The sequence below is a fragment of the Pseudomonas sp. GW823-FHT02F05 genome (genome assembly GCF_058797315.1).
Map to the genome: position 1 here is coordinate 34,863 of NZ_JBXAJM010000004.1, position 18,283 is coordinate 53,145.

16 protein-coding genes are annotated in these 18,283 nt (G+C 61.2%); 8 read left to right on the forward strand and 8 right to left on the reverse strand.

All coding sequences use genetic code 11. From position 1 onward, the window contains the following. Nucleotides 1–5: 5 nt before the first annotated feature. Complete coding sequence (locus AC1RAC_RS06905) at nucleotides 6–1,337, forward strand: DUF58 domain-containing protein (protein ID WP_197900798.1); 1,332 nt, start codon at nucleotides 6–8, stop codon at nucleotides 1,335–1,337. Between the two features lie 52 nt (nucleotides 1,338–1,389). Here the strand turns inward: AC1RAC_RS06905 and AC1RAC_RS06910 are convergent, their stop codons facing one another. Together AC1RAC_RS06910 and AC1RAC_RS06915 are read right to left on the reverse strand one after the other, a co-directional pair. After that, nucleotides 1,390–1,749: a PilZ domain-containing protein gene (locus tag AC1RAC_RS06910; protein ID WP_019821226.1), complete on the reverse strand. Its 360-nt coding sequence runs from the start codon at nucleotides 1,747–1,749 to the stop codon at nucleotides 1,390–1,392. 221 nt (nucleotides 1,750–1,970) lie between these two features. Then, nucleotides 1,971–2,345 carry a tetratricopeptide repeat protein gene (locus AC1RAC_RS06915; protein WP_003193903.1) on the reverse strand — a complete coding sequence of 125 codons (375 nt, stop codon included), beginning with the start codon at nucleotides 2,343–2,345 and terminating at the stop codon, nucleotides 1,971–1,973. A 173-nt stretch (nucleotides 2,346–2,518) separates the two neighbouring features. Here AC1RAC_RS06915 and pyk point away from each other — a divergent pair, with 173 nt between their 5' ends. Further along, the gene (gene pyk, locus AC1RAC_RS06920; protein WP_003193904.1) at nucleotides 2,519–3,970 is read left to right on the forward strand and encodes a pyruvate kinase; all 1,452 of its coding nucleotides are present in this window, start codon (nucleotides 2,519–2,521) and stop codon (nucleotides 3,968–3,970) included. Between the two features lie 178 nt (nucleotides 3,971–4,148). Here the strand turns inward: pyk and AC1RAC_RS06925 are convergent, their stop codons facing one another. Then, nucleotides 4,149–5,090 (reverse strand): iron-sulfur-binding ferredoxin reductase, encoded by a 942-nt coding sequence (locus AC1RAC_RS06925; RefSeq protein ID WP_054918389.1) that lies wholly within the window; start codon nucleotides 5,088–5,090, stop codon nucleotides 4,149–4,151. Between the two features lie 216 nt (nucleotides 5,091–5,306). On the opposite strand from AC1RAC_RS06925, the gene AC1RAC_RS06930 reads away from it, so the two are divergent. From AC1RAC_RS06930 to AC1RAC_RS06945, 4 genes are all read left to right on the forward strand, one after another. Beyond that, a complete protein-coding gene (locus AC1RAC_RS06930) occupies nucleotides 5,307–6,830 on the forward strand; it encodes a fumarate hydratase (protein ID WP_200583296.1) in 1,524 nt (507 codons plus the stop codon). A gap of 599 nt (nucleotides 6,831–7,429) precedes the next feature. Beyond that, complete coding sequence (locus tag AC1RAC_RS06935; RefSeq protein ID WP_492616455.1) at nucleotides 7,430–9,196, forward strand: ATP-binding protein; 1,767 nt, start codon at nucleotides 7,430–7,432, stop codon at nucleotides 9,194–9,196. Next, the gene (locus tag AC1RAC_RS06940) at nucleotides 9,190–10,515 is read left to right on the forward strand and encodes a sigma-54-dependent transcriptional regulator (protein WP_259037984.1); all 1,326 of its coding nucleotides are present in this window, start codon (nucleotides 9,190–9,192) and stop codon (nucleotides 10,513–10,515) included. The genes AC1RAC_RS06935 and AC1RAC_RS06940 overlap by 7 nt, the downstream gene beginning before the upstream one ends. A gap of 333 nt (nucleotides 10,516–10,848) precedes the next feature. Then, complete coding sequence (locus AC1RAC_RS06945) at nucleotides 10,849–12,168, forward strand: MFS transporter (RefSeq protein ID WP_034128609.1); 1,320 nt, start codon at nucleotides 10,849–10,851, stop codon at nucleotides 12,166–12,168. A 144-nt stretch (nucleotides 12,169–12,312) separates the two neighbouring features. Here AC1RAC_RS06945 and AC1RAC_RS06950 read toward each other — a convergent pair whose 3' ends face one another. After that, a complete protein-coding gene (locus tag AC1RAC_RS06950; protein WP_019817341.1) occupies nucleotides 12,313–13,068 on the reverse strand; it encodes a COG4705 family protein in 756 nt (251 codons plus the stop codon). Nucleotides 13,069–13,245: 177 nt separating this feature from the next. On the opposite strand from AC1RAC_RS06950, the gene AC1RAC_RS06955 reads away from it, so the two are divergent. Beyond that, nucleotides 13,246–13,878: a flavin reductase family protein gene (locus AC1RAC_RS06955; protein ID WP_054897657.1), complete on the forward strand. Its 633-nt coding sequence runs from the start codon at nucleotides 13,246–13,248 to the stop codon at nucleotides 13,876–13,878. A gap of 125 nt (nucleotides 13,879–14,003) precedes the next feature. Here the strand turns inward: AC1RAC_RS06955 and AC1RAC_RS06960 are convergent, their stop codons facing one another. Together AC1RAC_RS06960 and AC1RAC_RS06965 are read right to left on the reverse strand one after the other, a co-directional pair. Beyond that, nucleotides 14,004–14,249 carry a hypothetical protein gene (locus tag AC1RAC_RS06960; protein WP_019817340.1) on the reverse strand — a complete coding sequence of 82 codons (246 nt, stop codon included), beginning with the start codon at nucleotides 14,247–14,249 and terminating at the stop codon, nucleotides 14,004–14,006. 41 nt (nucleotides 14,250–14,290) lie between these two features. After that, entirely contained in the window at nucleotides 14,291–14,632 is a 342-nt protein-coding gene (locus AC1RAC_RS06965) for an antibiotic biosynthesis monooxygenase family protein (RefSeq protein ID WP_003193915.1), read from the reverse strand. Between the two features lie 327 nt (nucleotides 14,633–14,959). On the opposite strand from AC1RAC_RS06965, the gene AC1RAC_RS06970 reads away from it, so the two are divergent. After that, nucleotides 14,960–15,889 carry an AraC family transcriptional regulator gene (locus AC1RAC_RS06970; protein WP_492616456.1) on the forward strand — a complete coding sequence of 310 codons (930 nt, stop codon included), beginning with the start codon at nucleotides 14,960–14,962 and terminating at the stop codon, nucleotides 15,887–15,889. Nucleotides 15,890–16,012: 123 nt separating this feature from the next. Here the strand turns inward: AC1RAC_RS06970 and AC1RAC_RS06975 are convergent, their stop codons facing one another. Further along, the gene (locus AC1RAC_RS06975) at nucleotides 16,013–17,482 is read right to left on the reverse strand and encodes an ATP-binding protein (protein ID WP_054918370.1); all 1,470 of its coding nucleotides are present in this window, start codon (nucleotides 17,480–17,482) and stop codon (nucleotides 16,013–16,015) included. Next, nucleotides 17,472–18,206, reverse strand: a complete 735-nt coding sequence (locus AC1RAC_RS06980) for a response regulator (RefSeq protein ID WP_003193918.1) — start codon at nucleotides 18,204–18,206, stop codon at nucleotides 17,472–17,474. The genes AC1RAC_RS06975 and AC1RAC_RS06980 overlap by 11 nt, the downstream gene beginning before the upstream one ends. Nucleotides 18,207–18,283 lie beyond the last annotated feature (77 nt).

The following is an 18,283-nucleotide window of genomic DNA, read 5'->3' on the forward strand; positions in this document are numbered from 1 at the left end:
CGGCCATGAAACCGACTCGTCTGCTGCTGACCTGGCTGGGCGTTCTGCTCGGTTTGAACATCTTGTTGGGCGCCTCGGCAGCGTTGCAGTTCAAAGTGCCCGCCACCTTGCATTCGGTAGCCTGGGGCCTGCTGCTGGCCCTGTTGCTGCTGGCGATGCTGGATGCTGCACGCTTGCGTCGCCGCCCTTCGGCCCGCGTGTACAGAACATTGCCTGGTAGCCTGGCGCTGGGGCGCTGGGAAGAAATACGCCTGTGCCTGGAGCACGACTACCCGCAACCTCTGACCGTGCAGGTGTTCGATCACGTGCCCGATGGCCTGGCTGTGGAGAACCTGCCTCAATCCATTCAACTACGCCCCGGTGAGCGTGCCGAGCTGGGCTATCGCGTACGCCCCTTGCGGCGCGGGCACTTCCATTTCAGTCGCTGCGAACTGCTGCTGCCCAGCCCATTGGGGCTGTGGTCGGCACGACGCTGGGTCGAGACTCACGATGCCACTCGTGTTTACCCGGATTTCGCACGTTTATACGGTGCGCAGTTGCGGGGTGTGGATAACTGGCTCAGCCAACTGGGCGTGCGCCAACATCAGCGGCGAGGATTAGGCCTGGAGTTTCATCAACTGCGCGAGTTTCGTGAAGGTGACAGCCTGCGCCAGATCGACTGGAAAGCCACCGCCCGCCAACGAACGCCCATTGCCCGGGAGTACCAGGACGAACGCGACCAGCAAATCGTGTTCATGCTCGATTGCGGCCAGCACATGCGCAGCCAGGATGATGAACTGTCCCATTTTGACCACGCGCTCAATGCCTGCCTGCTGCTGAGCTACGTTGCCTTGAGACAGGGCGATGCCGTAGGGCTGTGCACGTTTGCCAGCGACCAGCCGCGGTACCTGAAGCCGGTCAAGGGCAGTGGCCAATTGAACCTGTTGCTCAATGCGGTCTATGACCTGCAGACCACGCGAAAAACCGCCGACTACCAGGCGGCCGCCAGCCAGTTGTTGGCACGTCAAAAACGCCGGGCACTGGTGATCATCGTCACCAACCTGCGGGATGAGGAGGATGAAGCGCTGATGGCTGCCGTCCAGCGTATCGGCAGGCATCACCGGGTACTGGTGGCCAGCCTGAGGGAAGAGGTCCTCGACCAACTACGCCAGGCGCCTGTGCAGACACTGCCCGAAGCGCTGGCTTACAGCGGCACGATCGATTACCTCAACACCCGCAACCAACGCCATGATCGCTTGAGTGCCCATGGGCTGTCGGTGCTCGATACCTTGCCATCGGCGCTGGGTGCCGGGCTGGTCACGCGCTATCTGGAGTGGAAAAAGGCCGGGGTATTCTGAGGATGACTGCGCAGGGGCATGGCCAGGAAACGGCCACGACCCCACGCATAATTCAGACAGAGGCCTGCAAAGGATAAAAGCTGAAGTACTGCAACAGCGCGTTGATCAGGTGCCGGTACTCTTCGGGCGCCTCAAGCACGCTGAACCCAGAGTCGTAATGCTGCGGGGTGACATCCTCGTGACTCCACAAGCAGGTTGCCGTGAGGTCAATTGCCTTGAACTCGCCTTGCGCCACCGGCACTTTCAAGCGTAGCTCGAAATCTACCTCGGTCATCATGGGTAACGAGCTGATCAGCATTAGACCGTTTTCAGACACATTTCCAAGATAGCCGATTGGCTTGTCAGTAATACGATTGAACACCTGCAGAAAATACGGCAGTTGATGCCGCTCGATCCTTCGTTCAGTAAACATGGTGAAGTCGCCATCCAATAGCCAAAAATCTGGCCGTGCCAGTGATTCGGAACAAGCAATCGCTCGCTCTCCCTGGATCTCGGTGTGACAACAGCTACCGCTTGTCACCAAACAGCTGCCGAATCCGGGCATTGCATCCGTTCGAATGGGTACTGCACAAACAGACATTCAAAGAATAGCGCAAGACTGGCGACAGGCCAGCCATGAAGCGACAAATACCCTTACAACGACGCAGGCCTTGGTTTTGCCAGGCCTGCAGCCGGCAGATGCCCCAGTTGCTGCAAGGTATCGAGCCGCGCACGGGCTCGATAGGCGTACTCGCTCGACGGGTAGTGGCCGATGATGAATTGATAGGTCTGTGCGGCATCGACAAACAGTTTCTGGCGTTCCAGGCACTGCCCGCGCAACATCGAAACCTCCGGTTGCACGTAGCGGCGGGTACGGCTCTCGCGATCGACCTGGGACAACTCCAGGGTGACACGCTGGCAATCACCGACCCCATAGGCACGGTAAGCGTTGTTCAAATGGTGGTCCATCGACCAGCGGGTACAGCCGACAACACTGACGGCCAGGGCAGCAACGAGCAAAATTCGCATGGGGTTCTCCTGTCTTGTGCAGTGTATCGACCCCTGGTCGAAAATCTTCAAGGCGTTTGCCCATTCAACCGCAGCCAAAACAAGCCAATCGTCGATAAGTAGTGCAAACGAACAATGACTACAACGAAAGAGCATAGTAGCCTTCCCCAGCGCTTGAACTCAGGAGTCCGTGCATGTCCGTCCGTCGTACCAAAATCGTCGCCACCCTTGGCCCGGCCAGTAACTCGCCGGAAGTCCTCGAACAGCTGATTCTGGCTGGTTTGGACGTCGCCCGTCTGAACTTCTCCCACGGCACCCCGGACGAGCACAAGGCTCGCGCCAAGCTGGTGCGTGACCTCGCCGCCAAGCATGGCCGCTTCGTTGCACTCTTGGGCGACCTGCAAGGCCCGAAAATCCGTATCGCCAAATTCACCAACAAGCGGATCGAGCTGAAGATCGGTGACAAGTTCACCTTCTCCACCAGCCACCCGCTGACCGAAGGCACCCAGGACGTGGTGGGCATCGACTACCCGGACCTGGTCAAGGACTGCGGCGTCGGTGACGAACTGCTGCTGGACGACGGCCGTGTGGTGATGCGCGTTGACACTGCCACGCCGACCGAACTGAACTGCACCGTGATCATCGGCGGCCCGCTGTCCGACCACAAAGGCATTAACCGTCGCGGTGGTGGCCTGACGGCGCCGGCCCTGACTGAAAAAGACAAGGCCGACATCAAGCTCGCCGCCGAAATGGAAGTGGACTACCTCGCCGTGTCCTTCCCGCGCGACGCCGCCGACATGGAATACGCCCGTAAGCTGCGCGACGAAGCCGGCGGTACCGCCTGGCTGGTAGCGAAGATCGAACGTGCTGAAGCCGTGGCCGATGATGAAACCCTCGACGGCCTGATCAAGGCCTCCGATGCAGTGATGGTTGCCCGTGGCGACCTGGGCGTTGAAATCGGTGACGCCGAGCTGATCGGTATCCAGAAGAAGATCATCCTGCACGCACGCCGTCACAACAAAGCGGTGATCGTTGCGACCCAGATGATGGAGTCGATGATCCAGAACCCGATGCCGACCCGTGCCGAAGTGTCCGACGTGGCCAACGCCGTACTCGACTACACCGACGCCGTGATGCTCTCGGCTGAAAGTGCCGCCGGCCCTTACCCGCTGGAGGCCGTACAGGCCATGGCGCGTATCTGCGTCGGTGCCGAAAAGCACCCGACCAGCAAGACCTCCAGCCATCGCATCGGCAAGGTCTTCGAAAGCTGCGACCAGAGCATCGCCCTGGCTGCCATGTATACCGCCAACCACTTCCCGGGTGTCAAGGCCATCATCGCCTTGACCGAAAGTGGCTACACGCCGTTGATCATGTCGCGTATCCGCTCCTCGGTGCCTATCTACGCGTTCACCCCACACCGCGAAGCCCAGGCCCGCGCGGCCATGTTCCGTGGCGTGTACACCATCCCGTTCGACCCGGCGTCGCTGGCACCGAACGAAGTCAGCCAGAAGGCGATCGACGAGCTGGTCAAACGCGGCGTCGTGGAGAAAGGCGACTGGGTCATCCTGACCAAGGGCGACAGCTACCACACCACCGGTGGCACCAATGGCATGAAGATCCTGCATGTGGGCGACCCGCAGGTCTGAGTGACAGGCTGAAAAACAAAAGCCCCGCCCTGTGAATGGCGGGGCTTTTTGCATTTCAGTGCAGGCAGGCCAGCTCCCACAATAGTTAGACAACTCGGTCTACTGTGGGAGCTGGCTTGCCTGCGATGGCGTCATCAGCACCCGGCGATAAACTCCGATACCGACTTGAGCAGGCTTTTCATAAAGTGAAAGGGCGGGATAGAAACACATCCGCCAGCAATTGATTACGCGGCAGTCCCGCCAGGAACAAGCGCTTGGAAAAGGCCTCGACGCTGGCAGGGTGCCCGCAAAGCAAGGCCAGGGTATGCCGGGAAACCAGCCGCAGTTGCGCCAACGCCGGCTGCAACTGCGCCGCGGTCCATAGCTCCACGGTCAGGTTCCCATGCCGGGCGGCAAGGGCTGCCAGGGGTTCAGCCAGATAATGACCTTCGGCCTCATGGGCCAGGTGAATCACGCGAATGTCGCCCTGGTGATCCTGGCGCAGCGCCTCGCGCAACACCCCCCATAAGGGCCCCAGGCCAGTACCGGAAGCCAGCAGCCACAACGGCCGCGATTGCCAGTCAGGGTCATAGTGCAGTGCTCCACCCCGCAGTTCACCCAGGCGCAAAGGATCACCGACCTTCAACTGTCGCGCCGCATCGCTGAATGCACCGGGTTGGCGACACTCGATATGAAACTCCAGGTACGGCTCTTCCTGGGGCAAGCCCGCCAGAGAATAGGGGCGCGCCACCTGCCCCGCCCACAGCACCAGATGCTGCCCGGCGTTGTACCGCAGGGCACGTTCCGGTTGCAGGCGCAGGCGCAGTACCGTCGAACTCAGCCAATCGGCGCCCACCACCTGGGCGGGCAGGCCATCGCGCTGAGGGTCAAACGCTTCGACCTTCAGGTCCGCACTGACCCGGCACTGGCACGCCAGGCGCCAACCTTGCTGGCGCTGCGTCGGGCTCAAGGCTTCGGGCTGCTGGTCGTCAACCTCACCCTCGCAACGCACCAGGCACGCATGGCAACTGCCGGCCCTGCAACTGAAGGGCACGGCCACGCCGGCCTGATTCAAGGCATCCAGCAGGTTGCTGCCGAGGGATACAGACCAGTGGCGTTCGCCGACGTACAGTTCAGGCATATAAAGACTCAATCATAAGGAGCGCGCACAGGGAATCATGCCTGCGACAGTTTGACCATAGTCGGGTGTATCGGCCACCGTGCCGGGTTATACTGCCGCGCCTTTTTAGCGTCGCGCCTGCACCATTCTGGCGTGCCTTGGAAAGATGGCTTCAGCCGACCGATGCAACACTGGCGCCATCTTTATTGAATGTTCCCTTATAGAGGAGCGCGACTCATGACCGTGATCAAGCAAGACGACCTGATTCAGAGCGTTGCCGACGCCCTGCAATTCATTTCCTATTACCACCCCGTTGACTTCATCCAGGCCATGCACGAAGCCTACCTGCGCGAAGAATCGCCGGCAGCCCGTGACTCCATCGCCCAGATCCTGATCAACTCGCGCATGTGCGCCACCGGCCATCGCCCAATCTGCCAGGACACCGGTATCGTCACCGTGTTCGTGCGCGTGGGTATGGACGTGCGTTGGGACGGCGCCACCATGGGCCTGGACGACATGATCAACGAAGGCGTGCGTCGCGCCTACAACCTGCCAGAAAACGTCCTGCGCGCCTCGATCCTCGCCGACCCGGCAGGCGCCCGCAAGAACACCAAGGACAACACCCCCGCGGTCATCCACTACTCCATCGTCCCGGGCAACACCGTGGGAGTGGACGTGGCGGCCAAGGGTGGCGGCTCCGAGAACAAGTCGAAAATGGCCATGCTCAACCCGTCCGACTCGATCGTCGACTGGGTGCTCAAGACTGTTCCGACCATGGGCGCCGGCTGGTGCCCACCGGGCATGCTCGGCATCGGCATCGGCGGTACCGCCGAGAAAGCCGCGGTAATGGCCAAGGAAGTGTTGATGGAGTCCATCGACATCCACGAGCTGAAAAAGCGCGGCCCGCAGAACCGTATCGAAGAAATGCGCCTGGAGTTGTTCGAGAAGGTCAACCAACTGGGCATCGGCGCCCAGGGCCTGGGTGGCCTGACCACCGTGCTCGACGTGAAGATCATGGACTACCCGACCCACGCCGCGTCCCTGCCGGTGTGCATGATCCCCAACTGCGCCGCCACCCGTCACGCGCACTTCGTGCTGGACGGCTCGGGCCCGGCGTCGCTGGAAGCGCCATCGTTGGACGCCTACCCGGAAATCGTCTGGGAAGCCGGCCCATCGGCCCGTCGCGTCAACCTCGACACCCTGACTCCGGAAGAAGTGCAGAGCTGGAAGCCGGGCGAAACCGTACTGCTCAACGGCAAGATGCTTACCGGTCGCGACGCGGCGCACAAGCGCATGGTCGAGATGCTGAACAAGGGCGAAACCTTGCCGGTGGACCTCAAGGGCCGCTTTATCTACTACGTCGGCCCGGTTGATCCGGTGCGCGAAGAAGTGGTTGGCCCGGCGGGCCCGACCACCGCGACGCGGATGGACAAGTTCACCCGTCAGATCCTCGAGCAAACCGGCCTGTTGGGCATGATCGGCAAGTCCGAGCGCGGCCCGACCGCCATCGAAGCGATCAAGGACCACAAGGCCGTGTACCTGATGGCCGTGGGCGGCGCCGCTTACCTGGTGGCCCAGGCCATCAAGAAGTCGCGCGTGGTTGCCTTCGCCGAACTGGGTATGGAAGCCATCTACGAGTTCGACGTGAAAGACATGCCGGTCACCGTTGCAGTGGACAGCAAAGGTGAGTCCGTCCACATCACCGGTCCTGCCATCTGGCAGAAAAAGATCAGTGACAGCCTGGCGGTAGAAGTGCAGTAAGCACCTCATCCAAAAGAATAAAGGCGACTGCGGCCCCACGGCCCAGTCGCCTTTTTTCTGCCTGAAGCAAGGGAACTGCTCTTGCTCTTGCTCTTGCTCTTGCTCTTGCTCTTGCTCTTGCCCTGCTTTTGATCTTGATCCCAGGCGCCCCGTTAAACCACGCTGGCCGAACGCAGGCTTGAATTCGTGGGTAACCCGGCAGGACGCCGGGTTAGCCGCCCCGCGCCATGGATGGCGCGTGGCGGCGGCCCACGGATTCAAGCCTGCGTTCGGGCACACCGAGCCTAGGCGAGGTGCCGAGTGGTGGGGCAAGAGCCCTTTGGTTACTTTGGGGCTTTTCCAAAGTGACCCGCCGTCAGGGCGGAACCCTAAGTGGCCGTTACCGCAGCAATGGATATGCACACAATCCAACTGTGTCGCCTGCCAGGCCCCCTTCGCGAGCAAGCCCGCACATTGGGATCGTGGGGCGTCAGGTAGATAGCCGTCGGCTGGCAGGCCGTCATCGCAGGCAAGCCAGCTCCCCCACAAGCTCCTTGGTCACAAGATATGAGCTGCCCATGCTATGGTGCTCGCCCCTTACCGTGCCTGTTCATCATCGTATGATCGTGATCCCTCGCCCCCTGCGCCTGACCTTCTATTCTCTGTTGATCATCGCCGGTGCGGTGCTGGCTGCCGCCTTGGCCACGCGCCATGCCGAACGCCAGGCCCTGGTGGACGACGCCGCCCGTGCCAATCAGCAGCTCGCGCTGTATGCCAACTCGCTGCATACCCTGATCGAACGCTACCGTGCCCTGCCCGCCGTACTGGCGCTGGATTCGGAGATGATCAGCGCCTTGAAGGGCCCGCTGGACGCCGCCACGCAAGACCGGCTCAACCGCAAGCTGGAGCGCATCAACGGCGCTGCGCAGTCTTCGACTCTGGAACTGATGGACCGCACCGGCCTGGCCGTGGCCGCGAGCAACTGGAACCTGCCCAGCAGTTATGTCGGCCACAACTACGCGTTCAGGCCGTATTTCAGCCAGACCTTGAGCCAGGGCACCGGGCGCTTTTATGCAGTGGGCGTGACCACGGGTATTCCGGGCTACTTTCTTTCCAGCGCGGTCGTGGATGAGCACGAGCAGTTCCTCGGCGCCATGGTGGTCAAGCTGGAGTTCCCCGAGCTGGAGCGCGAGTGGGCCCAGGGCAATGACCTACTGTTGGTCAGCGATGCGCGGGGCATCGTGTTTATCGCCAACCAGCCGGGCTGGCGTTATCGCAACCTGCGGCCGTTGTCCGAAAATGACCTGGCTGAACTCAAGGCCACCCGCCAATACGACAAGAAGCAACTGCAGCCGCTGGACACCCAGCCCCTGCAACGCTTTGACGAAAACAGCCACTTGATCCGCGTCAACGGCCCCGACGGCAACGCCAATTACATCTGGGAGTCGCTGCCGCTCAAGCGCGAAGGCTGGACCCTGCACCTGTTGCGCAAACCCCAGTTTGCCTTTGAAGACCAACGTAACGCGGGCCTTGCCGCTGCGGGTTCGTGGCTGGCATTGGTGTTCCTGGGGCTGTTCCTCAGCCAGCGCTGGCGCCTGGCCCGCTTGCGCCAGCGCAGCCGTGAAGAACTGGAGCAATTGGTCGAAGAACGCACCCAGGCGCTGCGCACCGCCCAGGATGGCCTGGTGCAGTCGGCCAAGCTGGCGGCATTGGGACAGATGTCGGCCGCCCTCGCCCATGAAATCAACCAGCCGCTGACCGCCCAGCGCATGCAACTGGCGACGCTGCGGCTGTTGCTCGACCATGGTCGCGTGGACGATGCCTACAAGGCTCTCACGCCATTGGATGACATGCTCACGCGCATGGCCGCGCTCACCGGCCACCTCAAGACATTCGCGCGCAAGAGCCCCAGTGGCCTGCGCGAAAAGCTGGACCTGGCAACGGTGGTCGACCAATCCATGCACCTGCTCGACGCGCGCCTGCGTGACGAAGCCATCGGCGTGGTGCTGGACCTCACTCGCCCGGCCTGGGTACGTGGCGACGCGATCCGCCTGGAACAAGTGCTGATCAACCTGCTGCGCAACGCCCTCGACGCCATGGCCGATAAACCGCGCAAGCGCCTGGAAATCCGCCTGCACGCCGATCAGCAACTATGGCAGTTGAGCGTCTGCGACAGTGGCGGCGGGATTGCCGAGGAACATTTGAGCAGCGTATTCGACCCGTTTTTCACCACCAAACCGGTGGGCGACGGGCTCGGCTTGGGGCTCGCGGTGTCCTACGCTATCGTGCATGAACTGGGCGGACGCCTGAGTGCCGCCAACCGTGGCGATGGCGCGATTTTCACCTTGACCCTGCCTATCGCCCTGGAGACGCCAGACCTATGTTGAACGCGGTGATTGTGGTCGATGACGAAGCCAGTATTCGCACGGCCGTCGAGCAATGGCTGAGCCTGTCGGGGTTTGACGTGCAGTTGTTCAGCCGCGCCGAAGAGTGCCTGGCGCAACTGCCCAAGGACTTTGCCGGGGTGATTCTGAGCGACGTGCGCATGCCGGGGCTCAGCGGCCTTGAACTGTTGGCCGAGGTGCAGCGCCGCGATGCCGATTTGCCGGTGATTTTGCTCACCGGCCATGGCGACGTGCCAATGGCCGTCGAAGCCATGCGCGACGGCGCCTACGACTTCCTGGAAAAACCCTTCAGCCCCGACGCCTTGCTCAACAGCCTGCGCCGGGCGTTGGACAAGCGTGGCCTGATCCTGGAAAACCGCCGCCTGCATCAACAGGCCGATCATCGCGCGCAGTTGGAGTCCAGCCTGCTGGGTGTGTCCAAGGGCCTTCAAAGCTTGCGCCGCCAAGTGCTGGACCTGGCGAGTTTGCCGGTCAATGTGCTGATTCGCGGTGAGACCGGCAGCGGCAAGGAGTTGGTCGCCCGCTGCCTGCACGACTTCGGCCCACGCGCCAAGAAGCCGTTTGTGGCCCTCAATTGCGCGGCAATCCCCGAGCAGTTGTTCGAAGCCGAACTGTTCGGACATGAAAGCGGCGCCTTCACCGGCGCCCACGGCAAACGCATCGGCAAACTGGAATATGCCCACGGCGGCACCTTGTTCCTGGATGAAATCGAAAGCATGCCCCTGGCCCAGCAAGTGAAATTGCTGCGCGTATTGCAAGAGCAGAAGCTGGAGCGGCTGGGCTCCAACCAGAGTATCCAAGTGGACCTGCGCATCATCGCTGCCACCAAGCCCGACCTGCTGGAAGAAGCCCGTGCCGGGCGCTTTCGCGAAGACCTGGCCTATCGGCTCAACGTCGCGCAACTGCGCCTGGCGCCATTGCGTGAACGTCGCGAAGATATTCCGCTGTTGTACGAGCATTTTGCGCAAAGCGCCGCCGAGCGTCTGGGCCGCCAGGTCGAGCCTTTGAGTGGCCCACAGTTGGGGCGCCTGCTCAGCCATGACTGGCCGGGCAATGTGCGCGAACTGGCCAACGTCGCCGAGCGCCAGGTGTTGGGGCTGGACGAGCCGGAACCGCAAGGGATCGAAGCCGGGCAGTCGTTGGCGGCGCAGCAGGAGGCGTTCGAGGCACACTGCCTGAAGGCCGCGTTGACGCGTCACAAGGGCGATATCAAGGCGGTGCTGGCCGAGTTGCAACTGCCACGTCGCACCTTCAATGAGAAGATGCAGCGGCATGGGTTGGTAAGGGAGATGTTTGTGTAGCGACCTTTGGATCGCCATCGCGGGCAAGCCCGCTCCCACACTGATCGTTCCCACGCTCCGAGTGGGAACGCAGCCTAGGCCGCTCTGCGTCGCTTTTTAAAGGCGCGACGCGGAGCGTCACAACAGGCGTTACCACGCAGAGCGTGGGAACGATTACTGCAGCCATAAGCGGATTTCCGCTCACCACCCCAAAACCATCAGCGAATTTCCGCTCAATAAAATCCCGCAACCCTTCTATTCCGGGCCTTCCTCTACCTGGCACAGCTCCTGCTATAGCCCCAACAGGCTGCGCACGCGCCGCTCCATAAAAACAACTAGATGAAGGATCCTTCAATGGATAACTCCAACACCGTGCCTCTGGGATCGACGGCCGTCAAAGCGCAGGAGCGCACCACCTCCAGCCGCATCAAGTCGATCTTCAGCGGATCGGTCGGCAACATGGTCGAATGGTACGACTGGTACGTCTACGCCGCCTTCTCGCTGTACTTCGCCAAAGCCTTCTTCCCCAAAGGCGACACCACTGCCCAACTGCTCAACACCGCCGCGATCTTCGCCGTGGGCTTCCTGATGCGCCCGATCGGTGGCTGGCTGATGGGCCTGTACGCCGACAAAGTGGGGCGTAAAAAAGCCTTGATGGCCTCGGTGTACCTGATGTGCTTCGGCTCGCTGCTGATTGCCCTGAGCCCCGGCTATGAAATCATTGGTATCGGTGCGCCGATCCTGCTGGTGTTTGCCCGCCTGCTGCAGGGCCTGTCGGTCGGCGGCGAATACGGTACCTCTGCCACTTACCTGAGTGAGATGGCCACCAAGGAACGTCGCGGTTTTTACTCCAGCTTCCAATACGTGACCCTGATCTCCGGCCAGCTCATCGCGCTGGCGGTGCTGATCGTTCTGCAACAGGTGCTCACCACCGAGCAGTTGTATGCCTGGGGCTGGCGTATCCCGTTCGCCATCGGTGCATTGTGTGCAGTGGTCGCGCTGTACCTGCGTCGCGGCATGGAAGAAACCGAGTCGTTCACCAAGAAAGAAAAAGCCAAGGAAAGCGCAATGCGCACCTTGATGCGCCATCCCAAGGAGCTGATGACCGTGGTCGGCCTGACCATGGGCGGCACCCTGGCGTTCTACACCTACACCACCTACATGCAGAAATACCTGGTGAACACGGTCGGCATGAGCATCTCCGACTCCACCACCATCTCGGCGGCGACGCTGTTCCTGTTCATGTGCCTGCAACCGATCATCGGCGGGCTGTCGGATAAAATCGGCCGCCGCCCGATCCTGATCGCCTTCGGCGTGCTTGGCACCCTGTTCACCGTGCCGATCCTCACCACCCTGCACACCATCCAGAGCTGGTGGGGCGCGTTCTTCCTGATCATGGCGGCGCTGATCATCGTCAGCGGCTACACCTCTATCAACGCCGTGGTGAAGGCCGAGCTGTTCCCGACCGAAATCCGCGCACTGGGCGTGGGCCTGCCGTATGCCCTGACCGTGTCGATCTTCGGCGGTACCGCTGAATACATCGCGCTGTGGTTCAAGAGCATCGGTATGGAAACTGGCTACTACTGGTACGTGACCGCGTGTATCGCCGTATCGTTGATGGTCTACGTGACCATGAAGGACACGCGTAAACACTCACGCATCACCACCGACTAAAAAATGTGGGAGCGGGCTTGCTGTGGCGAGCAAGCTTGCTTGCGCTGGGGTGCGAAGCGCCCCCAAAAAGCTGGCTCCAGCTACGCTGTCGAACGGGAGCAAGCTACCTCGCCACAGCAAGCCCGCTCCCTCATTTATTTAGCCTTAGGACAACTCTGCGGCCTCATTGCGCCCATAGCGCCGCTGCGCATACGACGCGCCAGCAATCATCACCACCAGCACCGCAGCCAATACCGCGGATGAACCGATGGTGCCGAAATCCAAGCCGCCTTTTTCATGGGGTTTGGTCAGGAAATCCCCCAAGGTCGCGCCAAACGGCCGTGTCAGTACAAACGCCACCCAGAACAACAATACCGACGAGATGCGGGTGAAGTACTTGAGTACCACCACCGCGGCGATGGTCGAGCCGATCAACAATGCGCCACCGGCGAAGCCCAGCCCCGAATCGTCCGCGAGGAAATCGCCCAATGCGGTGCCCAAGGTGTTGGAGAACAGGATCGCCATCCAGTAAAACAGTTCCCCTCGGAAGGTCTGCACCTTGTTCACGTTCAGCGAGTCACCACTGAGGTGCCACAATGCAAAGATGATCATCAGGATCACGATCAGGATCATCGACCCGGTGGCGTAGCCCAGCCCCAGCGTGCGGTCCATGAAGTCGGACATTGTGGTACCCGCCGTGCTGGTAGACAAAATCACGATCCAGTACAGCACCGGGTTGTAGGTTTTCGACCAGAGTTGCGTCACCAGGGTCACCAGGAACACGCTGATGAGGATCATGGAGCTGATGGCGTAGCCAACATTCAAGGTCATCGACAGCAAGTCCCCGGCAGTTTCGCCCAAGGTAGTTGCGCAGATTTTCATGACCCAGAACGCCAGGGTGATCTGAGGAAGTTTGTTCATGCAGTGGATAGCTCCAAGGCTCAGTCTTATAGGGGGTATTGACCTTGGGCGCAGACTGAAGGGGAAACTGTGAAAAATAGGTGGCAGATGTATGAAAAATCCATGGGCACGATGGAAATTCACCGCCATGAATTGCACTATGACCGCCTCCCAAACCGCGTAGCAGGAACCCCGGCCATGCCTGACGACATCCACTATTACGAACCCGCCAACGGCCACGGCCTGCCCCATGACCCGTTCAATGCGATCGTCGGCCCACGCCCGATTGGCTGGATCTCCTCGCACGATCGCGAAGGCCGCCTGAACCTGGCGCCCTACAGCTTCTTCAATGCGTTCAACTACATTCCGCCGATCATTGGGTTTTCCAGTGTCGGGCGTAAAGACAGCCTGAACAATATCGAACAGACTGGAGAATTCGTCTGGAACCTGGCCACCCGCCCGCTGGCCGAGCAGATGAACCAAAGCTGCGCGGCCGTATCGCCCGAGGTAAATGAATTCGAACTCTCCGGGCTGACGCCGGTGGCTTCGAAAATCGTTGGCGTACCACGGGTGGGCGAGAGCCCGGTGTCGTTCGAGTGCAAGGTGACGCAGATCATCCAACTGCAACGTGCCGACCAACAGTTGGTGCCAAGCTGGCTGGTGCTGGGCGAGGTGGTTGCGGTGCACATCGCCAAATGGTTGCTCAAGGATGGGATCTACGACACTGCTGCCGCCGAGCCGATTTTGCGCGGGGGTGGCCCGGCGGATTATTTCCAGCTGGGGCCTGAGGCCCTGTTCAAAATGCACAGACCAGGCGCCACCAAACCCTGACTAAAATGCAATCAAAACTGTGGGAGCTGGCTTGCCTGCGATGACGGTGGGTCAGTTAACTCAGGAGTGACTGATACACCGCTATCGCAGGCAAGCCAGCTACCACATTGGTTAGGTGTGCTGCCTCAGCGTTCAGCAGTCGCCCAGGTCAGTTGGCCTTCTGCATCCACATCGACCAGATGCTCGAGTTGCAACGTCGCCGCATCATCGGCATCGGACGCAGTCTTGAACGTCTGCCCATCAAGGATCTTGTGAAACCTGGGTGCGCCCATGCCATCCAGTGCCTTGACGGCGACGGCGGCGCTGTAGCCACCTTCGCCCGGTACTACGGCGGAAACGGCTTCGTGGTGGGCAAATTGTTTACGTGCCATGTTGCAGGTCCTGGCCAATGGAAAGTCGGCCATTCTAACCGTTAACCGGCCAGTTGCAGGTACTCGCCGTAGGCCTGTGCCGCCGATGCGTCGGTGAAGGTCTGGAAGTCCATGCTGCGCACGACCATGTCGTTCAGAAGCTCGGTGAAGATCATCAGGGCCGGAGAGTTGAAGTAGGCGCTCATGGCCTGCTCGCTGCTCCAGAACCCGGACACCAGCCAGACATCGGGATCGACCTGGGAGTGCTGCAACGAGAATTGCAGGCAACCCTGGGCCTGGCGACCTGGTTCGATCAAACTGCTCAAGCGTGCACCGAGTTCGGTGCTGCACCCGCTACGGGCGCGGATAAAGGCCATATGGCTCGCGGGAATGGGGGTGGACATGTTCGACTCTCCCGTTGAGAAGTGATGCTCGGCAAGCACAATGAGGGCGTGTTGCCACAGGATCAAAGATAACGGCGCGGGGGTGGGCGCGGTTAGTCAATTCCTGCAGGCTTATTGCACAATCCTGCGAGAAGCGTAGGGAGGACGTTCTGCCCCAGGATTTATTCCAGGCCCAGGCCTCATGTTTCAGGGTGATGACAGGCTGCGCACTTGCCTGATTCACGCTATCTCGCAGGATCAGGCAAGGATGCTGCAGAATCGACGTAACACTTTTTGAAAAGCCGCCGCTAAGCTGAGCCCATCAAAGCAGCGTGTAGAGGACGCCCCATGCCGTCGCCCGAATTCAAGTCCATTCCCCTCGATGCCGAGATGGAGAAACAACGCGCCGAGCTGGCCAGTATCGTGCACCGCCATACCTGGGAGGACGGCTCCTACGGCACGGCGATCACCTCGCTGTACCTGAACCGCCACAACGCGCCCCGGGATTTCATGCCGGTGCTGGTGGAACCCGCGCTGTGCATCCTAGCCAGTGGCAGTAAGGAGGTGCGCCTGGCCGACGAAATCTTTGCCTACGACCCGCTCAACTACCTGGTGTTCTCGGTGGCGATGCCGGTAGCCGGCCGCATTATTGACGCCACCGCCGAGGACCCGAACCTCTCGGTGCGTATCAATATCGACCCGGCGCAGCTCACAGCGCTGATCGCAGAGGCCGGGCCGATGGGCGTGCCCTCGCGCCCGACCTCACGAGGCATGTACGTCGACCGCATCGATCACGCACTGCTCGACGCGGTGCTGCGCCTGACCCGCTTGCTGGACACGCCTAAAGACATCGCGATGCTCGCGCCCTTGATCAACCGTGAAATTCTCTACCGCTTGCTGCGTGGCCCGCAGGGTTATCGCCTGTATGAAATCGCTGTGGCTAACAGCCAGAGCCATCGGGTGAGCCAGGCGATCACCTGGTTGAACGGTAACTACGAACAGCCGCTGCGTATCGACGACCTGGCCAAAGAAGTGAACCTGAGCGTCTCGACCCTGCACCATCGCTTCAAAGCGATCACGGCCATGAGCCCGCTGCAATACCAGAAGCAACTGCGCTTGCAGGAAGCCCGGCGGCTGATGATTGCCGAAGGGCTGGAGGCCTCGGCGGCGGGCTATCGGGTGGGGTATGAAAGCCCGTCCCAGTTCAGCCGGGAGTACAGCCGGTTGTTTGGTGCGCCGCCGCTGCGCGACCTGGCCCGGTTGCGCCAAAGCATCTGATGTACGCAGAGCAACATGTGGGAGCTGGCTTGCCTGCGATGGCGGTGTGTCAGTCACTAATGAGTCAACTGAACCACCGCTATCGCAGGCAAGCCAGCTCCCACATTTGATCTCAGGTGTTTGTTAGTCCAAGGTTCTTGGTAGTTGCAGGGTAACGCGCAGGCCGCCTTCACGCAGGTTCTGCAAACTCACTTCGCCCCCATGGCTGTGGGCAATATTGCGCGCAATCCCCAACCCCAATCCGTAACCCTGCTGCTGGCCGGCCAGGCGGAAGTGCGGCTCAAACACCTGCTCCAGTCGCTGCTGCGGCACACCGGGGCCCTCGTCATCCACATGCAGGATGAACTGCACGCCATCGTCCTCGATATGCAAATGCGCGTTCTGCCCGTACTTGAGCGCGTTGTCGATCAGGTTGCCGATGCAGCGCTTGAGCGCCAGCGGCTTGCCTGGGTAGGCTGACAGGGCCGCGCCATCAAGGGTCACTCGGCCATTGCCATGGGGTGCCAGGTACGGCTCCACCAGGCATTCGAGGACGTGGTTGAGATCCACCGGCTGGATGTTTTCGTGGATGTCGGTGTCTTTCACGCATTGCAGCGCGCCCTTGACCAGCAATTCCAGCTCATCCAGGTCACGGCCGAATTTGTTTTGCAGGTTCTCGTCTTCCAGCAATTCCACACGCAGGCGCAGGCGGGTGATGGGCGTGCGCAGGTCATGGGAAATCGCGCTGAACAACTGGCTGCGCTCGGTCAGGTAACGGCTGATGCGTTCACGCATGGCATTGAATGCACGGCCCACTTCCACCACTTCACTGCCGCCGCCTTCAGCCACCGGCTCCACATCGGCGCCCAGGGACATGTCCCGCGCCGCTCGCGCCAGGCGCTTGAGCGGTCGGCTTTGCCAGTGCACCAGCAGGCCGATGAACAGCAGCAGAAAACCGCTGGTGAGCACGATGAACCACACCTGCTGGGACGGCAGGCCTTGCTCTTCCAGGCTGGTGTAGGGCTCGGGCAATAGCGAGGCGATGTACAGCCATTCACCGGGTGCCAGTTGGATCTGGGTGACCAGCACCGGCGGGTTCACCGGTTCCAGGGTCAGCGCGTAATGGGCCCAGGAACGTGGCAGTTCGTCGAGCTTCAGGCCGGCATTGAAGATGCGCAGGTCTTCGGCGCTGACAAACTCCACCGAGATATGCACGTCGGCACCCAGGGTCTGGCGCAGCACTTCATCCACCGCCACCAGCACCGCTTGCTTGCGCGGGGTTTCGGGCAGTATTTGCATGTCCAGCGGGCGATCATTGAGGGTCACCACAAAACGCGTGCCGCCCATGCTGCGCAATTGGTCCAGCACTAACGGGCGATAGGCCACCGGCAGCGACCGGAAGTAACTCACGCTGGCGGTCATTGAGTGCGCCAGGCTACGGGCGCTGGTCACCAGGCCCTCAAGCTGGGTGGCGCGCAGTTGCGACACCCAGATCACGCTGGACAGCGCTTGGGCAAACAGCACCGCCAGCAAGGTCAGCAGTAACATGCGCCCCAGCAGCGAGCGGGGTACCGGGAAGCGGCGACGGCGTTCGTTCAGCGGTTCAATGGGCATTGCCGGCAACCACGCTGGCTGCCAGTTGATAGCCGCTGCCACGCACGGTGCGGATCAGCCGCGGAGGTTTCTCGGTGTCGCGCAGGCGCTGGCGCAAGCGGCTAACGGCCATGTCGACGATACGGTCCAGGGGCATCAGGTCGCGGCCACGGGTGGCGTTGCCGATGGTGTCGCGGTCGAGGATCTGTTGCGGGTGGTCGAGAAACAACTTGAGCAAGGCGAAGTCGGCACCGGAGAGGATCACCTCTTCACCATCCACATGAAACAAGCGGTGGCTGATCATATCCAGGCGCCATTCATCGAACACCCACACATCACCGCCGCTGCTGCGCTCCTGGCCGAATTGGCAGCGGCGCAGCAGTGCCTTGATGCGCGCCTGCAACTCGCGGGGGCTGAATGGCTTGCCGATATAGTCATCGGCGCCCAGCTCCAGGCCGATCACGCGGTCGGCTTCGTCGGAACTGGCGGTGAGCATGATGATCGGCACCTGCGCCTGGCGCGGGTGCTGGCGGATCCAGCGGCACAGGCTGAAGCCGTCTTCGTCTGGCAACATGACATCGAGGATGACCAGGTCGCACGGCGCCTCGTTCATTGCCTGGCGGAACCCCGCACCGTCGGACACGCCACGGACCTGGAAGCCGGCGCGACTGAGGTAGGTTTGCAGCAATTCGCGGATTTCCTGGTCGTCGTCGACGAGGAGAATGGATTTACTGATTACGCTCACGGGGCCTCCTTGTTGTTATGGCCTGGCTTAAATCATCGGGTGCCCTTTAGGCCGTCATCGCAGGCAAGCCAGCTCCC